Source organism: Caloramator mitchellensis (assembly GCF_001440545.1).
GTDB classification, from domain to species: Bacteria; Bacillota; Clostridia; order Clostridiales; family Caloramatoraceae; genus Caloramator; species Caloramator mitchellensis.
Window position 1 is genome coordinate 20,868 of sequence record NZ_LKHP01000009.1, and the last position, 20,037, is coordinate 40,904.

The window sequence follows — 20,037 nt, forward strand, 5'->3', positions numbered from 1 at the left end:
TTTGCTTGAAGAAGGCTATACAATTTGGAGCAGGTAATATTGGTAGGGGTTTTATTGGAGCTTTGCTTTCACAATCCGGATATCATGTAGTTTTTGCTGATGTTAATCAGGCAGTGATTGACGAGATAAACAAGGTTAAAGGATATCAGATAAATGTTTTAGGAACTGACGTTAGCAAGGAATATATAGAAAATATTTCAGCATGCAGCGTCATGGATGCGGAAATTTTCAATCATATTGCAGAGGCTGAAATCATTACAACTGCAGTTGGCCCTAACGTTCTTCCTAAAATAGCACCAACACTTGCAGAAGGAATCAGAAGAAGAATAGCAGCTGGAAACAAATCATATTTGAACATTATAGCTTGTGAAAATATGGTTGGAGGTTCAGAAAGCTTAAGGGAAGAAGTAAAAAAGAGTTTAAATTCAGATGAAATAGAATTTTTAAATTCATATGTAGGCTTTCCTAACTCAGCAGTAGACAGAATAGTTCCTCCTGCATCAAATTCTGATAGAAATATATTAGAGGTTGATGTTGAAACATTCCATGAGTGGATTGTTGATAAAACAGGGTTTAAGGGCGAAATTCCAAATATTAAGGGAATGGAGCTAACTGATAAATTAATAGCATTTGTTGAAAGAAAATTATTTACGCTGAATACTGGTCATGCAATAACTGCATACTTGGGATTTTTGAAAGGATATGCTACAATTAAAGAGAGCATAGAAGACAAGGTTATTTACAAGTATGTAAAGGGTGCTATGGAAGAGAGCGGTGAAGCGCTTATAAAGAAGCACGGATTTGATGCAGATGCTCATAATAAATATATTGAAAAGATTCTTGGAAGATTTAAGAACCCATATCTTAAGGATGAGGTTTTAAGAGTTGGAAGAGAACCTTTAAGAAAGCTATCCAGCAAGGATAGACTTGTAAATCCTTTATTAACAGCAGTAGGCTATGGAATAGAGTGCAATAATCTGATTCTTGGAATAGCTGCTGCAATGCACTATGAAAATAAAGATGATGCACAGGCTATTGAATTGAGAAGAATGATTGATGAATTAGGAGTTGGAAAGGCGCTTGAAAAGGCTACAGGCATTGAGGAAAATTCAGAGCTTGGAGTTAAAATAGTTAACACTTATAAAAACATAAAATCATTAATATAATTAAGCATAATATATTTCTCCTCGGGTCCTCCGAGGATTTTTAAAGTAATCAAAGGGGTGTAACATTATGAAAGAAGTAAAGGTAAAAGTTGTTAATCCAACAGGACTGCACGCAAGACCAGCAAGCTTGCTTGTTAAGGAAGCAGCAAAATACAAGTCAAGCATTACATTAACTAAGAATGGCAAGGACTACAATGCAAAGAGCATAATGAGCGTTATGGCAATGGGAGCAGCAATGGGAGAAGAGCTTGTTTTAAAGGTAAATGGTGAAGATGAGGATGTTGCAGTAACTACTATAAAAAATCTTATAGAGAGCTTCAAGGATTGAGGTGGGATAATGTTTAGAGGTATCGCTGCATCCCAGGGAATAGCTATTGGCAGAGCACACATAGTAAAGAAGGAAGTCGAAGTAAGGGGATTTAGCGTAGAAAACACTGAAAAAGAGATTAAAAGATTAGATAAAGCCATAAATGCTGCTAAGGAAGAGGTAGTTATAATAAAGGAAAACTCAGCAAATACAATAGGACAGGAAAATGCAGAGATATTCGAAGCACATTTGATGATTCTTGAGGACGAAGAATTTATAAATGCAATTAAAAATAAGATAAACGACGAAAAAATAAATGCTGAATACGCCGTTAAATTGGTTGTTGATGAGTTTGTTCAGATATTCTTGAATATGGACAACCAATATTTCAAAGAAAGAGCATCAGATGTAAGGGATATTGGAAATAGAATAATAAATATTTTAAGTGAAAAGAGCAGCAATTCAATTGCAAATGTTCGTGAAAAGTGTATTGTCGTTGCTGATGATTTAACTCCGTCTGAAACTGCACAGATGAATAAAGATTTGGTTCTTGGAATGGCTACAAACCTTGGTGGGAAAACATCCCATGCAGCAATAATTGCAAGGACCCTTGAGATTCCAGCTGTTTTAGGCCTTGGACACATTACTGATAATGTAAATGAAGGAGATATGTTAATTCTTGATGGTAATGAAGGGGTTATTATTATAAATCCAAGTCAAGAGGAAATAGAAAAGTATGAATCCATCCAAAAGAAGATGGAAGAAGAAAAGAATGAATTGTTGAAGTTTAGGGACCTTAGAATAGTCGATAAGAATGGCAAGAGGATTGAAGTTGCTGCAAATATAGGCGGCACATCAGAGGTTGATATAGCACTTAAATATGGTGCAGAAGGAATTGGTTTGTTCAGAAGCGAATTTTTGTATATGGACAGGGACAACCTTCCAACTGAGGATGAGCAATTTGAAGCATATAAATATGTTCTTGAAAGAATGGGAGAGAAGGCTGTAATAATTAGAACACTTGATATAGGTGGGGATAAGAATCTTCCATATTTGAGCATGGAACACGAGCAAAATCCATTCCTTGGCTTAAGAGCTGTAAGGCTTTGCCTTGCAAGAAAGGACATATTTAAAACTCAGCTAAGGGCTCTTTTAAGGGCTTCAGTTTATGGAAACTTAAGAATTATGTTCCCCATGATTTCAGGGCTAGAGGAACTTTTAGAAGCTAAAAAGATTTTAAAAGAGGTTGAGGACGAATTAAGAGCAGAAGGAATAGAGGTTGGAAAATATGAAGTTGGAATAATGATTGAAATTCCTTCAGCTGCAATAATATCCGATATACTTGCAAAGGAAGTTGACTTCTTCAGCATTGGAACTAACGATTTAATTCAATATACGCTAGCAGTAGATAGAATGAACCAGAATGTTTCATACCTATATAATCCATCCCACGAGGCAATTTTAAGACTTATCAAGATGGTAATCGACAATGCCCACAGGGAAGGAAAGTGGGTAGGAATGTGCGGCGAAATGGCTGCAGACTTATCCATGACAAAAACGCTTTTAGAAATGGGACTTGATGAATACAGCGTAACTCCTCCGATGATTTTAAGGGTTAGAAAAGAATTAAACTCAATTTTATGATTAAAAACTTAATCTTAAGTGCCTGGCACTTAAGATTAAGTTTTTTTGTTGCAATTTCTGTCAAATATACTTCATTGGTGGCAGAAAATAAACAATTTTTTGAATTGACAAAACTATTTACCGTAATGTATAATATACTTAACCGGTTCAGTAAAACGGTTAAGTATGCATGGGTAGGTGAATTTTATGTTTGATGTTTGCGTTTTAGGAAGTTTGAATATGGATTTAGTAATAAACGTTGATAAAATTCCTGCAGTTGGTGAAACAATTCTTGCAAATGGATTTATGAAATTTCCTGGAGGTAAAGGAGCAAATCAAGCGGTAGCTGCTGCAAGATTAGGTAGCAGGGTTATAATGCTTGGTTGCGTAGGAAAAGATGATAATGGTGACATACTTTTAAATAATTTGAATAGAGATGATATAGATACAAGTTTCATTAAAAGAATAGATAGCGCACCTACTGGAATTGCTCTAATAACTGTTGATGGAGCAGGAAATAACACAATTTCAGTTTATCCTGGTGCTAATATGAAAGTTGATTTAGATTACATAGATAATGCTAAGGGTTTTATAGAATCTTCTAAGATTGTTGTTGCACAATTTGAAACTCCAATAGAAGCTACTAAAAGGGCTTTTAGAATTGCAAAAAAGTTTGGAAAAAAAACCATTTTAAATCCTGCGCCAGCAAAAAAAATTGATGAAGAATTAATTAAACTGTCGGATATTATAGTTCCAAATGAGACTGAAACAGAAATAATTACGGGGATTTTACCTGAAAGTGAAGATAGCATAAAAGAAGCAGGAAAAATTTTGATTGAAAAGGGTGCTGAACATGTAATAATAACCCTTGGAAGTAAAGGGGCAGCTATAATGGATAGAATTAATTTTGATATTGTCCCTGCATATAAAGTTAACGCTGTAGATACAACAGCAGCAGGGGATTCGTTTATAGGAGCAATCTCTTATTATTTATCAAAGGAGCAAAGAATTGACTTTGAAACTTTAAAAAGTGCTGTTAAGTTCTCAAACAAGGTTTCTGCTATTGCAGTTACAAGAAAAGGAGCTCAATCTTCACTTCCGTATTTGAAAGAGGTCATTGAAGTTTTTGGGGAGGAATAGAAATGAAAAAAATTGGTATTTTAAATCATGAAATTTCTGAAGTTATTTCAAAGATGGGACATACAGATAGTTTAGCGATTGGTGATTGTGGACTCCCAATTCCGGATGAAACAAAAAGGATTGATTTAGCGCTTGTAAAGGACATCCCAAGATTTTTAGATACATTAAAGGCAGTTTTGCTTGAGTTAAAGGTTGAAGAAGTAATTGTTGCAGAGGAAACTGCAAAAATTAGTCCTCATATATTTGATGCTATAAAGAAGGAAGTTGGAGATGTTAGGATAATTTTGGTAAGCCATGAGGAGTTAAAGGCTGAATTGAAAAAATGCAAGGCAGTTATTAGAACTGGTGAGCAGACTCCATATGCTAATGTTATTTTAAAATCTGGAGTTGTTTTTTAAGGGGGATTATGATGCAAAGTAAAAATCCTATCTTGGAGATGACGGGAATTTCTAAGTCATTTCCAGGCGTTAAAGCGTTAAGTGGAGTTAATTTAAGAGCCTTTCCCGGAGAAGTTATGGCACTTTTAGGTGAAAATGGTGCAGGAAAATCTACTTTGATGAAAATTTTAAGTGGTGTTTATAAAAAGGATGAAGGTTCTATTAAGATAAATGGAGATGAAGTTGAAATAAACGGAATTAAAGATGCTCAAAGGCTTGGTATTTCAATAATACATCAGGAATTAAGTTTATTGCCTAATTTGACTATATATGAAAATTTATTTTTGGGCTGTGAATTGTTTGATGGTTTTAAATTAGATAAAAAAGAAATGATAAGAAAAAGCCAAGAACTGTTAAGAAAGTTTGATTTCACACTGTCTCCAAAGACGTTAACTAAGGAACTGACAGTTGGCGAAATGCAGATGGTGGAAATTATTAAGGCTGTTTCAAAAGATGCAAGGATTATAATTATGGATGAGCCTACAACTGCTCTAACAGAAGTTGAAACGGAAAAGTTGTTTAAGATAATAAAACAGTTAAAAGACCACGATGTAGCTATTATATATATTTCTCATAGAATGGAAGAGATATTTAGAATATGTGATAGAATAACAGTTTTAAGAGATGGTAGCTTTATTGGGGAAGAATCTATTGAAAATGTGGACAAGGATAAGCTGATTTCTATGATGGTTGGAAGAAGATTAGAAGAACAGTTCCCATATGCTGAAGTTAAAGCAGGCGAAGCAATATTAGAGGTTAAAAACTTATCATGGGGAAATAAAATTAAAAATGTATCCTTTGAGCTTAAAAAGGGTGAGATATTAGGAATTGCAGGACTTATGGGTTCAGGAAGAACAGAAGTTGCAAAACTGATATTTGGCGAATACAAGAGGACAAACGGAGAAGTTATTATAGAGGGTAAGAGGGTTAAGATAAATTCACCCAAAGATGCTATTGAAAATGGTGTTGCATATCTTTCAGAGGATAGAAAAAAAGAAGGTCTTGTTTTAAAGCTTTCTGTTCTTGAGAATATGACTCTTTCAAATATTAAGAAATATGAGAATAGGATTAAAAAAATTAACAAAAGAAATGAATTAAAAGACTGCAACGAATTTTCAAAGAAGCTTTCAGTTAAGATGTCATCACCATATCAGCTTGTGAAGAATTTAAGTGGAGGGAATCAACAGAAGGTTATTATTGCAAAGTGGCTTTTAAATGCACCTAAAATACTAATTTTTGATGAACCGACAAGGGGTATAGATGTTGGAGCCAAAAAGGAAATCTATGAGATTTTAAATGAGTTGAAAAGGCAGGGAAAGGGAATTATTATGATTTCTTCCGAAATGGAAGAGATTCTTGGAGTAAGCGATAGGATTCTTGTAATGCATGAAGGCAAGATAACAGGAGAAATATCGAGAAAAGAAGCAAATCAAGAAATTATTATGAAATATGCAGTAGGGCTTGCAGAATAAAGGGGTGAAAGGATGGATAGATTTAAATCTGTTTTGTTAAAATTCAAGTCGTTGATAGGCCTTTTGATTCTATGCGTTATTATTTCGATAATAACCCCAAGGTTTTTGAATATAAATAATTTATTAAATGTATTAACGCAGGTATCGGTTAATGCAGTTATCGCTCTTGGAATGTCGTTTGTAATATTAACCGGCGGTATTGACCTTTCGGTAGGCTCCATTCTCGCTATAACTGGAGCTATTGCTGCATCGATAGTTGTTAAGTCCAATAGTTTACTTCTTGCAATTTTAGTTGCACTAATTATTGGAGCGTTGATTGGAGCGTTTAATGGTATAGTAGTGGCAAAGGGTAAGATTCAACCTTTTATAGTAACTCTTGCTGCTATGACAATTTTTAGAGGAGTTACTTATGTATATACTAATGGAACTCCAATATCAGGGCTTGGAAAGAATTTTACTTTTATAGGTAATGCAAAGATAATAGGGATACCTTTTCCAGTAGTAATAACTCTTTTTATATTCTTAATTGCATGGTATTTGATTAATGAAACTCGTTTTGGAAGATATGTATTTGCACTTGGTGGAAATGAAGATTCTACAAGGCTTTCAGGTATAAATACAGACAGGGTTAAGTTGTATGTATATATTATTTCTGGTATTGCAGCGGCAATAAGCGGTGTTATTGTAACAAGCAGAATTGGCTCTGCATCTCCCAACGCTGGAACCGGTTATGAGCTTGATGCCATTGCAGCAGTTGTATTAGGTGGAACGAGTCTTTCGGGCGGCGAAGGAAGTATAACAGGAACCATAATTGGTGCCATGATAATTGGTGTTTTGAACAATGGATTAAACTTGATGAATGTTTCTCCATTTTACCAATCAATAGTAAAAGGTTTAGTAATTCTTCTTGCTGTATTAATAGACAAGAAGAATAAAAAATAAATTAGGGGGGAAGCCTAAAATGAAAAAAGTATTAAAGACATTATCAATCATTCTGACTCTTGTTTTAGTCGTTGGAGTTTTTGCCGGCTGTGGAAGCAAGAGTTCATCAGAGGGAAGCAAAAAGATAGGTGTGGTTATTTCAACTTTAAACAATCCTTTCTTTGTTACAATGAAGGAAGGTGCTGAAAAGAAGGCTAAGGAACTTGGCTACGAAGTTATCATTTTGGATTCACAAAACGACGCATCAAAGGAAAGATCTAATGTAGAAGACTTAGTTCAGCAGGGTATTGCAGTATTGATAATCAATCCAACCGATAGTGATGCTGTTGCTAATTCAATTTCTGTTGCTAAAGAAAAGAATATACCAGTTATAACTGTTGACAGAGCTGCTAATGGTGTTGATGTTGCTTGTCATATCGCATCAGACAACGTAGCAGGTGGAAAACTTGCAGGACAATTTATATTAGATACTCTTGGAGGAAAGGCAAAGATAGTTGAACTTCAAGGTATTCCTGGTGCTTCAGCTACAAGAGACAGAGGACAAGGGTTCCATGAGGTTGTAGATGGAAAGGATGGAGTTTTAGTTGTAGCAAGCCAAGCTGCTGATTTTGATAGACAAAAGGGCTTAAACGTAATGGAAAATATAATTCAAGCAACTCCTGATTTTGATGCTGTATTTGCTCATAACGATGAAATGGCTCTTGGCGCAGTTAAGGCTCTTGCTGCAGCAAACAAAAAGGTTCTTGTTGTTGGTTTTGACGGAACAGCTGATGCTGTAACTGCTATTGAAAATGGAGAAATGGCAGCAACAATTGCACAACAACCAGATGTTATGGGAAGCCTTGCTATTGAAAATGCAGTTAAATTAATTAAGGGAGAAACTGTTGAAAAGCAAATCCCTGTTGATTTAAAGGTTATAAAGAAGTAATATTAAATTAAACATGTTGCGTCATCGTTTGATGACGCAATAATTTTAAAAGGGTGATAATATGAAAAAGGTTACGATAAACGATATTGCAAGGATTGCGGGTGTTTCGAAGGCAACGGTTTCGATGGTTTTCAATAAAAAAGACGAAAATATCAGCCAGGAAACAAGGGAAAAAATTTTTAAAGTAGCCAAGGAACTTAACTATATACCAAATTCTGTAGCGAGAAGTCTTGCAACAAGCAAAAGCTATTCAATTGGAATTATTCTTCCAGATATTACAAATCCATTCTTCTCTGAAATTGCAAGAGCCATTGAAGACGAGGCAAATATTTTAGGATATAATGTTATACTTTGTAATACCGATAATAAGATAAAAAAAGAGGAAGAATACATCAAGCTTTTAATCAGCAAATTGGTAGATGGAATAATATTTATTGCAGGTGGAGCAAGCAAGAAAAGCTTGAAGTTAATTAAAGATAATAGCGTTCCGTTCGTTCTTGTCGATAGATACATTGAAGATTATGAAGATAATTATGGAGTATTCTGTAAAAATTATGAAGGTGTAGTTGAAGGGGTTGAATATCTTTTAGGGAAGGGAAAAAAGAAAATATTGTTTGTTAAAGGCCCAACAGAACTTGAAATTTCCAAACAAAGATTTGAAGGTTATAAGACTACAATGAGCAAATACGGTCTATATATAGACGATTATGTTTTTGAGTCTGATTTTACATTAGAAGGCGGTAAAAGGGCTACTGAGGAGATTTTAAATAAATTAAATGATTTCGATGCTATATTTTATAGCAATGACGTTATGGCATTTGGCGGAATCAAGGTATTAACAAGAAATGGATATAAGATACCTGATGACGTTAGTGTGGTTGGATTTGATAATATTCAAATATCAGAGTTTATCGAGCCAGAACTTACTACTATTTCTCAGCCGATTTATGAAATGGGAAAAGACGCTTGCAACCTTCTAGTCAAGGTCATAAATGAAGATGAAAACATTGAAAAGGTGCATTACTACACACCAAAGTTAATAATAAGAGGAACTGCATAAAATTTTTTAAAAAGTATTGACACAAAGAAACAGGTATAGTATAATTAATTGTGTCAATTGTGGCCCCTTGGTCAAGTGGTTAAGACATCGCCCTTTCACGGCGGTAACAGGGGTTCGAATCCCCTAGGGGTCACCATTTACGGGCGCATAGCTCAGCTGGGAGAGCATCTGCCTTACAAGCAGAGGGTCATAGGTTCGAGCCCTATTGTGCCCACCAAAACTTAATCTTAAGTGCCAGGCACTTAAGATTTCACGGCCCAGTAGCTCAGTTGGTTAGAGTGCCGGCCTGTCACGCCGGAGGTCGAGGGTTCGAGCCCCTTCTGGGTCGCCATATTTGCCGGCTTAGCTCAATCGGTAGAGCAACTGACTTGTAATCAGTAGGTTGTAGGTTCAAGTCCTATAGCCGGCTCCATTAAGCCTCTAGCATATGCAAGAGGCTTTTTTGTGTTTGTAAAAATAAAATAAAGTGAACGACTAATTGTAATCGTTATTTATTATAATTATAATTAACTTATATATAATGTAATTTTGAATGTTTAAAGTTAAGAGCAGGCGCATAAGAAGGAGAAGGATATGTATAGGATAAGTCAGTTTTTTCAGGCAGTTTTTGCAAAGCTTGAAAGGGACGATATAGTTTTTGTTAATACCTATTTGAGTGAAAGGGAGCGAGGCCTTTTTTTTAGGCTACCAAAAAGTGAACAGGTGCATAGCATAAGAGTGGCTAAGGATGTTCTTAATGCTTCTTTAGATTGCGAATGTTACGATGTTCTACTTATTAAAGCTGCGCTTTTGCATGATATTGGGAAGATAGGAAGCGGTCTAAATCCTATTACAAAATCGATTATGGTTATCCTTGATAAAATTCTTAAAGATAAACTGAAAAGGTATAAAAATATAAGAATAGTCAAGCATTATTATGACCATCCTGAAATTGCACTCGAATATCTTGAAAATGATAACAGGTATTTAAAGTTTTTGATAAAGAATCATCATAATTATGATGTCCGTGATAAAAAACTACAATTATTACAACATGCAGATTGCAATAATTAGAATATTTGAATTTAAGTAAATAAATGTTATAATACTGTATATACACCTGAATAATTAATTGGGGGGATTATTTTGAGTTATAGAATACTTCTAATCGACGATGAAGAAAACATCGTAAAGGGCATAAAATACAACCTTGAGAATGAAGGATATGCTGTTGATGTTGCATACGATGGAGAGACTGCAGTTAGATTTATAGCTGACAACGTGTATAACTTAATTATTTTAGATATAATGCTTCCAAAATATGATGGTATGTATCTATTAAAAAAGATAAGAGATAGGTCGAGTGCAATTCCGGTTCTTATGCTTACAGCAAGGGGGTATGACGAAGATAAGGTTAAGGCATTTGAAATGGGAGCAGATGATTATCTTACAAAGCCTTTCAGCATTGTTGAGTTGAAGGCAAGGGTTAAGGCACTGCTTAGAAGAGCCTATGACCTTTCAACAACAAAAATAGATATAATAAAAAATGGCGATATATTAATCGATGTTGCGTTAAGAAAGGTTAGTGTTGACGGAAGAGTAGTTGATTTGACATCGAAGGAATTTGATATCCTATTTCTTTTAGTTTCAAATCCAAGAAAAACTTATTCAAGGGACACTCTTTTGGAAATAATATGGGGATACGATTATTATGGCGATTCAAGAACCGTTGATGTGCATGTTAGAAGGCTGAGAGAAAAGATAGAAAGGGACCCTGGGAATCCACAGTATATTATGACCAAATGGGGAGTTGGTTATTATTACAATGGCGAATAATACTTTAAGAAGTAAACTTCTTATTTCCTATTTTTCAATAATTCTATTATTTGTAGTGCTTATTAATGTTTCAATCTTTCTGGTCTTAGAAAACTTTTATATAGAATCCAAAAAAAAGGATATTATATCAGCGCAAAAGAATGCGATTAATTTTATTCGTGTTGAAAACTCAAGAGTATTTGAGGATGGAATTAAACAAATTGAGGCAGATGTTTGTTCAAAGTCTGTAATTTTAATTAAAGAAAAAATTGCGTATAACGACTTTAATATGCAATTTCCAATCGATAACTTTAAGAAGGATTATATTGTTTCAAGGAAGTTAAAAATTAACAACGGCAATTATTTTGTTGTTTCGTATCCTTTGGTTGAAAAAAAAGAGCATGTTGGAAATATTATATTTTTTTACCCAATGGATTGGGGACTTAAGAAAGTTTTCTTAATTGAAAAGCAGATTATGATAATTTCAATTTTAGCGCTTGTTGTTGTCTTTATTTATAGTGTTTATATTTCAGGAAGTATTATAAATCCACTAAATAAAGTAATAGAGGCGATTGAATCAATTAAGGTTGGAAAATTTAACAAGAAAATGGATGTTAAAGGTTATTCTGAAGTTCAAAAATTATGTTGTGCATTTAATAGTTTAAACAATAGGATAGCTGAACTCGATAATAAAAGAAGGCAGTTTGTTGCTGATGCTTCACACGAGTTAAAATCCCCTCTTGCCGGGATGAAGGTCCTTGTCGAATCGCTGATGGCTGGAGGAATTAATGATAAAGAAGTTAGTGAAGAATTTTTAATGAGCTTAAACAATGAAATAGATAGATTAACAAATGTTGTAAATGGATTATTAGAGCTTGCCAAGATTGAAAATTCAGATGACTTAAAGACTAATAGACTAGATTTGAAATTATTGCTTGAGGATGTTATTAAAAGTCTTAAACCAATTGCTAAAACAAGAAATATAAATATAAATTTTGAGGGAGATAGTATATTATATGAAGTAAATAGGGATAATATCTTTAGGGCTTTTTATAATATAATAGAAAATGCAATTAAGTATTCAAATGAAAATTCAAAGGTTGATGTTACATTGTTAAAGGATGATTTTGTTAAAGTTATCATTAGGGATTATGGTATTGGAATACCAGAAGAGGATATCCCATATATATTTGATAGGTTCTATAGAGTTGATAAGACAAGGGCAAGGCAGACAGGCGGAAGTGGACTTGGTCTTTCAATTGCAAAGCATATTATAAAACTTCATAAGGGGGATATTGAAGTTGATAGCAAAGTGGGGGAAGGAACTGCGTTTATAATTAAACTACCTATGTGATGGAGGTATAGTTATGAAAAAAGTGGTTTCCACTTTGCTTTTATTTTTTCTAATCTTAGGGTGCAAGAAAGTAGAAACAAAGACGGAAGGGATAAATATTGAACAAAAGAAACAGATGGTTAATATAATTTTATTTTTTCCTGACAGGACCAACAAATTCTTAAAAGCTGAAGCAAGGGATGTTGTATTTGACAAATCTCTTGAAAGAACCATTTTAAACGAACTTATTAAGGGCCCTAAAACACTAGGACTTGTTAATGCTATACCAAATGGGACAAGAATATTGTCTATAAACAAAAATGAAGACATACTGGTAGTTAATCTTTCAAATGAATTTATAAAAAATCATCCAGGAGGGATTGATAAGGAGAGGGCAACGCTTTATTCTATTGTAAACTCACTTACTGAAATCCCTGGGGTTAAAGGTGTTCAATTCCAAATAGGCGGGAGAAAATATGATACATACAAGGGAAATATTTCAATAAATGCTCCCCTTAGAAGAAATAGGGATTTATTTATTAGGGATAAGAAGATGCTTCCCAATGAGGTTCTGAAGCTTCAAATGAATCTTGAAAAGCAGGGTAAATGGCTTGAGGCATACCTTTTGATGTCAGATGACGAAAACAACACTTATAGAAAATATTTTGATGATTATGTTAAGGAGATGGAGGAGAGCAAAGCATTGGGTTTTTTAAATGCTGACTTTGTCGTTGATGGTTATACTCTTGACCCATCTAAACTTAAGGCAAGAGTTAAGGTCAATTTTTATGAGATGGATGCAAGTGGAAAGAAAATTTTAGGAAAGGATTTGTATTTTACAGTTGTTAAAATAAATGGAGCTTGGATGGTTGATTGGCTAACTGCTCAATGAGGAGGGATAAAATGAAGGGGGAAGAAAGAAGAATAAATATTTTAAACGATTTAAAGGAGTCGAATTCCCCGATAAAGGGAGCTGATATTTCTAAAAAGTATGATGTAACAAGACAGATTATCGTTCAGGACATAGCCATTTTAAGGGCACAGGGGCATAATATTGTCTCGACTCCACAGGGATATGTTTATCTTGGGAATAATTTGAGCTGCACCAAAGTTATTGCTGTTAAACATAAAAGAGAGGATATTGAGGACGAACTAAAGACAATTATTGCCCTTGGTGGAAAGGTAATCGATGTTACAATTGAGCATAAGGTTTATGGCGAGATTACTGGAAAGCTTATGCTAAAATCATTCTACGACGTAGAAAAATTTGTTGAAAGGTTAAATGAAAGTGATGATATGCCTCTTTCAAATTTAACCGGCGGGGTCCATCTTCACACAATTGAAGCTGACTCCGTTGAAACATTAGAAAGAATAGTCCAAGCCCTTGAGAAAAAGGGTTACCTTATTTTGAATTCATAGGGGTGTTATTATGAAAAAAATAGGTTTTAAACTTGTGGGAATTTTTGTTTTGCTGCTTATTATTATATCCAGCATCTCAGGTTTTTTAATCGATATTCAATGGTTTAAGGAAGTTGGATATCTGAATGTATTCTTTACTTCATTTAAGGCAAAGCTTACTATATTGATTCCATCTTTTCTTATATTCTTTTTAGCTATTTATTTCTATGCAAAATTTTTAGCCAAAAATTATCTCGAAATTAGCGATATTGTGTATGACAAGAATGATTTGAAGAGAAGAAACAAGGTTTTGATGATTATTTCGTTTGTCATTTCAATAATTATTTCATTAGTTTTTACATCTGTTTTTTGGTATAGGATACTTGAATATGTCAATGGTGTTGAATTTGGAGTAAATGACCCAATTTTTAATATTGATATTGGATTTTTTGTATTTAAACTTCCTCTTATTCAAGGCATATTAGGGATGTTAATAACTGTTGTAATAGTTTTAACTGCTGTGTCGGCTTTATTTTACGCCTTTGAGAGGGCAAGGGAAGGAATAACTAATTTCAGGGGAGTAGTATGGATTAAGGATGGCCCAAAGGTTAGATTTTTTGCAAAGCAGGTAGCTTATTTTGCTGCATTACTTTTAATTCTTCTTGCAGGGGTATTCTACTTAAGGGCTCTAAATCTTGTTTATTCACCAAGAGGAGTTGCGTTTGGTGCTAGTTATACGGATGTTCATATAACTTTACCTCTCTATAGGATTCTCTCGGGCTTGAGCGTTATTGCAGCATTTGTGATGTTTTATTCAATAGTTAAAAAGAGAATAAGGCATGTTATTTATATAGCTGTATTTATTGTCTTGTTTATTCTGTTTGAAGGAGTGGCATCAGTTGTTGTTGAAAGATTTATTGTATCTCCAAATGCGAGGGAAAAGGAGATGCCATACCTTGAGTATAACATTGAATATACAAGAAAGGCATATGGTCTTGAGAACATCGTTGAACAGGAATTTGATGTTAAAAATAATCTAACTCCTAATGACATAAAAGAGAACAAAAATACAATAGATAACATTAGAATAACTGAGTTTGCACAGTCTCTTGAGGTTTTCAACCAGATTCAAGCTATTAGAAACTACTACAGATTTAATGATGTAGACATAGATAGGTATAATATTGATGGGAAATTAAGGCAGGTATTTATTGCCGCAAGGGAACTTGACAATTCCCAAAGGGACCCTAAGTTCCAGACATGGCAGAATAAACACCTTTTCTATACCCATGGGTATGGTGCAGTAATGTCTTATACTAATACTGTAATGTCAACAGGGCTACCTGAATTCTTAGTAAAGGACATCCCTGTTTCAGGAAAAATTAGTGTCGATAAGCCACAGATTTATTTTGGAGAGATTAATAATGATTATGTAATTATAAATGCAAAGAATAATGAAATCGACTACCCATACGGTAGCGGGGAAAAGGAGAACAGGTATGACGGAAAGGCTGGAATTGTTTTAAATCCTTTAAACAGGCTGCTGTTTACCTTAGGATACGCGGATATGAACTTTCTTTTATCAAACAATATCAAGTCGGACTCGAGAATAATATTGAACAGACAGATAGTTAACAGGGTAAAAAAGATTGCTCCATTTTTGAACTATGACGAGGACCCGTATATAGTTATTGCAAATGGAAGGTATTACTGGATAATGGATGCCTATACTACAACAAATAGATATCCATATTCTGAGCCTTACTTTGGAATAAATTATATTAGAAATTCAGTTAAGGTTGTCGTTGATGCCTATGATGGAACAGTAGATTTTTATATTTCCGATAAAAATGACCCAATAGCACAGACCATTGGAAATATCTATGATGGACTTTTCAAGGATTTGAGCACGATGCCGGAAGAATTGAGAAAGCATTTAAGATATTCAGAGGATGTATTCCTGATTCAGGCAAATGTCTATGAAAAGTATCATATGAAAAACCCTGTTTCCTTCTACAACAGCGAGGATTTATGGGCCATCGCAAGATATAAGAACGCTGACGGAAGTGAAACTCCGGTTGAGGCGGTTTATCAGGTTATGAAACTTCAAGATGACGAAGAATTTATATTGACTATTCCATATACAGTGGCAAAGAAGGAAAATATGGTTTCATGGCTGGCTGCAAGGATGGATAAAAATTTAGGGCAAATGGTTCTTATAAGATTCCCTAAGGAGAAGGCAATATTAGGACCGCAGCAGTTTAATTCAAGAATTAATACTGATATTCAAATTTCAAGTTTGATAACATTGTTGAATCAGCAGGGTTCAAGCGTAATACTTGGCGAGACGAACATTATTCCAATTGAGAATTCACTATTGTATGTAAGACCGCTTTATCTAAGGGCACAGGGAGGGAAGAGCGTTCCTGAACTTAAAAAGGTTATAGTAAACTACGGCGACACAATTGTAATGGAGGATAATATTGCAAAGGCAATTTCGAAGTTGTTTGCAACGACTGAAGTTCCGCTTCCAACGGAAACAAAGGAAGAAGATGTTAAGACTTTGATAATAAGGGCTGATGAGGCTTACAGAAAAGCTGTTGAATCTCAAAAGAATGGAGATTGGGCTGGTTATGGAAACTATATTAAGGAACTTGAGGGAATACTAAATAAGTTGAAAGAAAAGACTAAGTAATATTGTAAAATTTTGGTCCTATGGTATAATTTTCATAGGATCATTTTTGATTGGGGGTTAAACAATGGATAGTAGAATTACAAAACTTGCGGATGTATTGCTGAATTATTCCCTTAACATTAAAAAAGGAGAGAAGCTCTTAATTCAGGGTGGAGAAGCTACATTGCCTTTAGTTAAGGCTGTATATAAAAGGGCTTTAGAGCTTGGGGCTCATCCTCAGGTGGATATTGTTGTTGAGGATTTAGGGGAATACATGCTAAAGTTTGGTTCAGATGAACAGATAATGTATGTTCCTGAATCAACCATTAAGGCGTTTGAAAGCGTTGACGCTTTTTTGACCATTTGGGGAGATGTAAACACAAGATTTTTAACTAACGTTGACCCAGCAAAATTAAAATTAAGGTCAAGGGGAAGGCAGGAACTTGTAAAGATTATCTCTGAGAGGATGGAGAAGAAAGAGCTTAAATGGTGTGGAACTCAATTCCCAACTCATGCAAATGCTCAGGAGGCATCTATGTCTTTAACAGAGTATGAGGATTTTGTTTATGGCGCAGGATACATAGATGATGAAAACCCTGTTGCTAAGTGGGAGAAAATAAGGGAAGAGCAGGACAGAATCTGTGAATATCTCAACAATAAAGAAAATCTAAGAATAGTTTCTAAGGATACTGATATTTCAATGAGCATCAAGGGAAGAAAGTGGATTAACTGTGCGGGTGAAGAAAATTTCCCAGATGGAGAGGTTTTCACTTGCCCTGTTGAAGACAGTGTAAATGGATATATAAGATTTAGTTTCCCTGGAATTTATGCAGGCCGTGAGATTGAGGATATAAGGCTTGAGTTTGAAAACGGAAGAGTAGTCAAGGCAACTGCAGCAAAGGGAGAGGAGCTATTAAAGGAACTTTTGGAAACAGATGAGGGAGCAAAGCTCCTTGGAGAAGTTGCAATAGGAACAAACTATGGAATTCAAGCCTTTACAAAAAATATGCTCTTTGACGAAAAGATTGGTGGGACAGTCCACCTTGCGATAGGTCGTGCATTCCCTGAAGCAGGCGGCAAGAATATGTCTACTATTCACTGGGATATGCTGTGTGATATGAAGGAAGAGGGCAAGATTTACGCCGATGGTGAATTGATATACGAAAAAGGAAAATTTTTAATATAATGTTGTTGCATTTTATATAAAATTTAGTATAATATATTAAAACAAACCTATGAAGGAGAATAGTAGGTAGGGTTTGAACTTAAGAGAGCCGGTGGATGGTGCGAACCGGTGTTTGACCTTATTGAATCCACTCTTGAGGGTTTGCGATGAGCAAAACGGTGTGGCCGTTATACCACGTTGAGAGGACTGCTAAAATTTTGTATTTAGTGGTCAAATAGGGTGGCACCGCGAAAGATAGGCCTTTCGTCCCTTTGGGGATGATGGGCTTTTTTGTATGCCTAATTTAAAACCGGAAATAATAAGATATTAATTAAGTTTAGGAGGAGAGGTTATGTTAGATTTAAAAAGGATTAGAACCAACCCAGATGAGATTAAAGAAGCACTAAAGATCAGGGGGGAGGCTTTTACCCTTGATATGATTGACAAAGTAGTTGAACTTGACGAAAGAAGAAGACAGATACTTGCAGAGGTTGAAACTCTAAAAAATAGGAGAAACACTGATTCTCAAGAGATAGCAAAGCTTAAAAAGGCTGGACAAAATGCAGACCATCTTCTTGCTGAAATGAAGGAACTTTCAGATAAGATTAAGGACATGGATGTTGAACTTGCTAAGGTTGAAGAGGAAATAGAATACATCCTTATGAGAATTCCAAATATCCCAAACAAGGATGTGCCAAAGGGAGATACTGATGCAGACAATGTTGAAGTTAGAAAATGGGGAGAACCTAGAAAGTTTGACTTTGAGCCAAAGGCCCACTGGGATATAGGAACAAGTCTTGGAATATTAGATTTTGAAACTGCAGGAAAGGTAACAGGTGCAAGGTTTACTTTCTACAAAGGACTTGGAGCAAGACTTGAAAGAGCCCTAATAAACTTTTTCTTAGATGTTCATACAGAGAAACATGGATATGTAGAAGTTTTCCCACCATTTATGGTTAATAGAAAGAGTATGACGGGAACAGGACAATTGCCAAAGTTTGAAGAGGATGCATTTAAAATAGCAGACAGCGACTATTTCCTTATTCCAACTGCTGAAGTTCCAGTTACAAACATGTATATGAACGATGTTTTAGAAGGTTCGAAGCTTCCTATTAAACACGTTGCATATTCAGCATGCTTTAGATCAGAGGCAGGTTCAGCAGGAAGAGACACAAGAGGACTTATTAGACAACATCAATTCAATAAAGTTGAGCTTGTTAAATTCGTTGACCCTGAAAAGAGCTATGAAGAGCTTGAGACCTTAACTCGTGATGCAGAGGAAGTTTTACAAATGCTAAAGATACCATACAGAGTTGTTCTTATCTGCTCAGGCGACTTAGGATTTACAGCTGCTAAAAAATACGACATAGAAGTTTGGATGCCAAGCTACGGAAGATATGTAGAAATTTCAAGCTGCTCAAACTTCGAAGACTTCCAAGCAAGAAGAGCAAACATCAAATTTAAGCGTGACGCTAAATCTAAACCAGAATACGTTCATACTCTCAACGGCTCAGGCGTTGCTGTTGGAAGAACTGTCGCAGCTATCCTTGAAAACTTCCAAAACGAAGACGGCTCAGTTACAATCCCAGAGGTCCTCGTTCCCTACATGGGCGGCATAAGTGACATTCACTTGATTCCTTGAGTTCTTGATTTGTTTGTCAATTAGGACATGTTGCATAGATAATTTAAGCATATAGCATAAGGACACCTTTTAAGAGAAGTTTTTACAAATCTTAGAAGGTGTCCTTTATTCATATTATATACTTCTTAGCATATATATGTAATATAATTTTAGGTGGAAGTGATAATTTGGCAGATGAAAAAATGAGAATAATTCAAGAGTATGTTCCAGGAAAGCAGATTACATTAGCTCATATTATTGCAAACCCCCAGAAGAGTATTTATCAAAAATTAGGATTGGATGATTATAAAAGTGCAATTGGAATTTTGACTATAACTCCAAGCGAAGCGTCAATTATTGCAGCAGATATAGCAACAAAATCCTCAGGCGTTGAAATTGGTTTTTTAGACCGATTCAGTGGTTCTTTAGTTTTGATAGGTGATATTTCGAGTGTTGAAGCTGCATTAAAAAACGTTATTGAAACTATGGAATTAGTATTGAAGTTCTCAACCGCTAAAATAACAAAATCCTAGGGGGAAACATGAAGAAAATAATGCTTATAGGGAAAAGTGGTTGTGGTAAAACAACATTAGTTCAAGCAATCTTGAATAAAGAGCTGATTTCTAAAAAGACTCAATCATTTGAATATCATCAATGCATATTAGACACTCCTGGCGAATATATTGAATATAGAAATTATATTAGAGCAATAATTTCGGAAGCTGTTAATTATGATATAATAGCTTTTTTGCAGGATGCTACTCAAGAAAATTGTATATTCCCACCAAACTTTGCGTATATTTTTAGTAAAAAAGTAGTAGGGATAGTAACGAAGATAGATGTAGACCATTGCAATTTAAAATTAGCAGAAGAGTGTTTAAGAAGAGCAGGAGTTAAAGAAATATACTATGTAAGTTCTTATAACAAAATAGGCATAGACGAATTAAGAAAACTCCTTTTATAGAGGAGGAGAGGGT

At 34.8% G+C, this 20,037-nt stretch carries 19 protein-coding genes, 4 tRNA genes and 1 other annotated feature; all 23 genes read left to right on the plus strand.

Translation table 11 applies throughout. The features are described 5' to 3' along the window. The first annotated feature begins 5 nt into the window (after nucleotides 1–5). The 23 genes from ABG79_RS08230 (at nucleotide 6) to ABG79_RS08345 (ending at nucleotide 20,024) form a co-directional block, all read left to right on the plus strand. Nucleotides 6–1,166 (plus strand): mannitol-1-phosphate 5-dehydrogenase, encoded by a 1,161-nt coding sequence (locus ABG79_RS08230; protein ID WP_057979001.1) that lies wholly within the window; start codon nucleotides 6–8, stop codon nucleotides 1,164–1,166. Nucleotides 1,167–1,233: 67 nt separating this feature from the next. After that, complete coding sequence (locus ABG79_RS08235) at nucleotides 1,234–1,494, plus strand: HPr family phosphocarrier protein (protein ID WP_057979002.1); 261 nt, start codon at nucleotides 1,234–1,236, stop codon at nucleotides 1,492–1,494. 9 nt (nucleotides 1,495–1,503) lie between these two features. Beyond that, complete coding sequence (ptsP, locus tag ABG79_RS08240) at nucleotides 1,504–3,117, plus strand: phosphoenolpyruvate--protein phosphotransferase (protein ID WP_057979003.1); 1,614 nt, start codon at nucleotides 1,504–1,506, stop codon at nucleotides 3,115–3,117. Between the two features lie 186 nt (nucleotides 3,118–3,303). Continuing rightward, nucleotides 3,304–4,236, plus strand: coding sequence for a ribokinase (rbsK, locus tag ABG79_RS08250; RefSeq protein ID WP_057979005.1), 933 nt, complete (start codon nucleotides 3,304–3,306; stop codon nucleotides 4,234–4,236). Between the two features lie 2 nt (nucleotides 4,237–4,238). After that, nucleotides 4,239–4,634, plus strand: coding sequence for a D-ribose pyranase (gene rbsD, locus ABG79_RS08255; RefSeq protein ID WP_057979006.1), 396 nt, complete (start codon nucleotides 4,239–4,241; stop codon nucleotides 4,632–4,634). A gap of 11 nt (nucleotides 4,635–4,645) precedes the next feature. Further along, nucleotides 4,646–6,145 (plus strand): sugar ABC transporter ATP-binding protein, encoded by a 1,500-nt coding sequence (locus ABG79_RS08260; RefSeq protein WP_057979007.1) that lies wholly within the window; start codon nucleotides 4,646–4,648, stop codon nucleotides 6,143–6,145. A 12-nt stretch (nucleotides 6,146–6,157) separates the two neighbouring features. Then, entirely contained in the window at nucleotides 6,158–7,087 is a 930-nt protein-coding gene (gene rbsC / locus ABG79_RS08265; RefSeq protein ID WP_057979008.1) for a ribose ABC transporter permease, read from the plus strand. Nucleotides 7,088–7,106: 19 nt separating this feature from the next. After that, complete coding sequence (rbsB, locus tag ABG79_RS08270; RefSeq protein WP_057979009.1) at nucleotides 7,107–8,015, plus strand: ribose ABC transporter substrate-binding protein RbsB; 909 nt, start codon at nucleotides 7,107–7,109, stop codon at nucleotides 8,013–8,015. Nucleotides 8,016–8,076: 61 nt separating this feature from the next. Beyond that, nucleotides 8,077–9,075 (plus strand): LacI family DNA-binding transcriptional regulator, encoded by a 999-nt coding sequence (locus ABG79_RS08275; protein WP_057979010.1) that lies wholly within the window; start codon nucleotides 8,077–8,079, stop codon nucleotides 9,073–9,075. Nucleotides 9,076–9,136: 61 nt separating this feature from the next. Beyond that, nucleotides 9,137–9,211: transfer RNA gene (locus ABG79_RS08280), tRNA-Glu, on the plus strand. Between the two features lie 5 nt (nucleotides 9,212–9,216). Beyond that, nucleotides 9,217–9,292, plus strand: a tRNA-Val gene (locus tag ABG79_RS08285). A 37-nt stretch (nucleotides 9,293–9,329) separates the two neighbouring features. Next, nucleotides 9,330–9,406: transfer RNA gene (locus ABG79_RS08290), tRNA-Asp, on the plus strand. Nucleotides 9,407–9,411: 5 nt separating this feature from the next. After that, nucleotides 9,412–9,487, plus strand: a tRNA-Thr gene (locus ABG79_RS08295). Between the two features lie 161 nt (nucleotides 9,488–9,648). After that, entirely contained in the window at nucleotides 9,649–10,128 is a 480-nt protein-coding gene (locus ABG79_RS08300; protein WP_057979011.1) for an HD domain-containing protein, read from the plus strand. Between the two features lie 72 nt (nucleotides 10,129–10,200). Then, on the plus strand, nucleotides 10,201–10,890 hold the full coding sequence (locus ABG79_RS08305) for a response regulator transcription factor (RefSeq protein WP_057979012.1): 690 nt from the start codon (nucleotides 10,201–10,203) through the stop codon (nucleotides 10,888–10,890). Beyond that, nucleotides 10,865–12,223 (plus strand): HAMP domain-containing sensor histidine kinase, encoded by a 1,359-nt coding sequence (locus ABG79_RS08310; RefSeq protein ID WP_057979013.1) that lies wholly within the window; start codon nucleotides 10,865–10,867, stop codon nucleotides 12,221–12,223. Before ABG79_RS08305 ends, ABG79_RS08310 begins: the two co-directional genes overlap by 26 nt. Before the next feature lie 13 nt (nucleotides 12,224–12,236). After that, nucleotides 12,237–13,094, plus strand: a complete 858-nt coding sequence (locus ABG79_RS08315; RefSeq protein WP_057979014.1) for a GerMN domain-containing protein — start codon at nucleotides 12,237–12,239, stop codon at nucleotides 13,092–13,094. Nucleotides 13,095–13,105: 11 nt separating this feature from the next. Continuing rightward, nucleotides 13,106–13,621: a transcription repressor NadR gene (locus ABG79_RS08320; protein ID WP_057979015.1), complete on the plus strand. Its 516-nt coding sequence runs from the start codon at nucleotides 13,106–13,108 to the stop codon at nucleotides 13,619–13,621. Between the two features lie 10 nt (nucleotides 13,622–13,631). After that, a complete protein-coding gene (locus ABG79_RS08325; RefSeq protein ID WP_057979016.1) occupies nucleotides 13,632–16,295 on the plus strand; it encodes a UPF0182 family membrane protein in 2,664 nt (887 codons plus the stop codon). A gap of 64 nt (nucleotides 16,296–16,359) precedes the next feature. Beyond that, the gene (locus tag ABG79_RS08330; RefSeq protein WP_057979017.1) at nucleotides 16,360–17,460 is read left to right on the plus strand and encodes an aminopeptidase; all 1,101 of its coding nucleotides are present in this window, start codon (nucleotides 16,360–16,362) and stop codon (nucleotides 17,458–17,460) included. A gap of 40 nt (nucleotides 17,461–17,500) precedes the next feature. Beyond that, nucleotides 17,501–17,714: a binding site (T-box leader), on the plus strand. 77 nt (nucleotides 17,715–17,791) lie between these two features. Continuing rightward, nucleotides 17,792–19,081 (plus strand): serine--tRNA ligase, encoded by a 1,290-nt coding sequence (gene serS, locus ABG79_RS08335; protein WP_057979018.1) that lies wholly within the window; start codon nucleotides 17,792–17,794, stop codon nucleotides 19,079–19,081. 182 nt (nucleotides 19,082–19,263) lie between these two features. After that, nucleotides 19,264–19,593 (plus strand): BMC domain-containing protein, encoded by a 330-nt coding sequence (locus ABG79_RS08340; RefSeq protein WP_152978229.1) that lies wholly within the window; start codon nucleotides 19,264–19,266, stop codon nucleotides 19,591–19,593. A gap of 8 nt (nucleotides 19,594–19,601) precedes the next feature. Continuing rightward, on the plus strand, nucleotides 19,602–20,024 hold the full coding sequence (locus ABG79_RS08345; RefSeq protein WP_057979020.1) for a EutP/PduV family microcompartment system protein: 423 nt from the start codon (nucleotides 19,602–19,604) through the stop codon (nucleotides 20,022–20,024). Nucleotides 20,025–20,037: the final 13 nt, after the last annotated feature.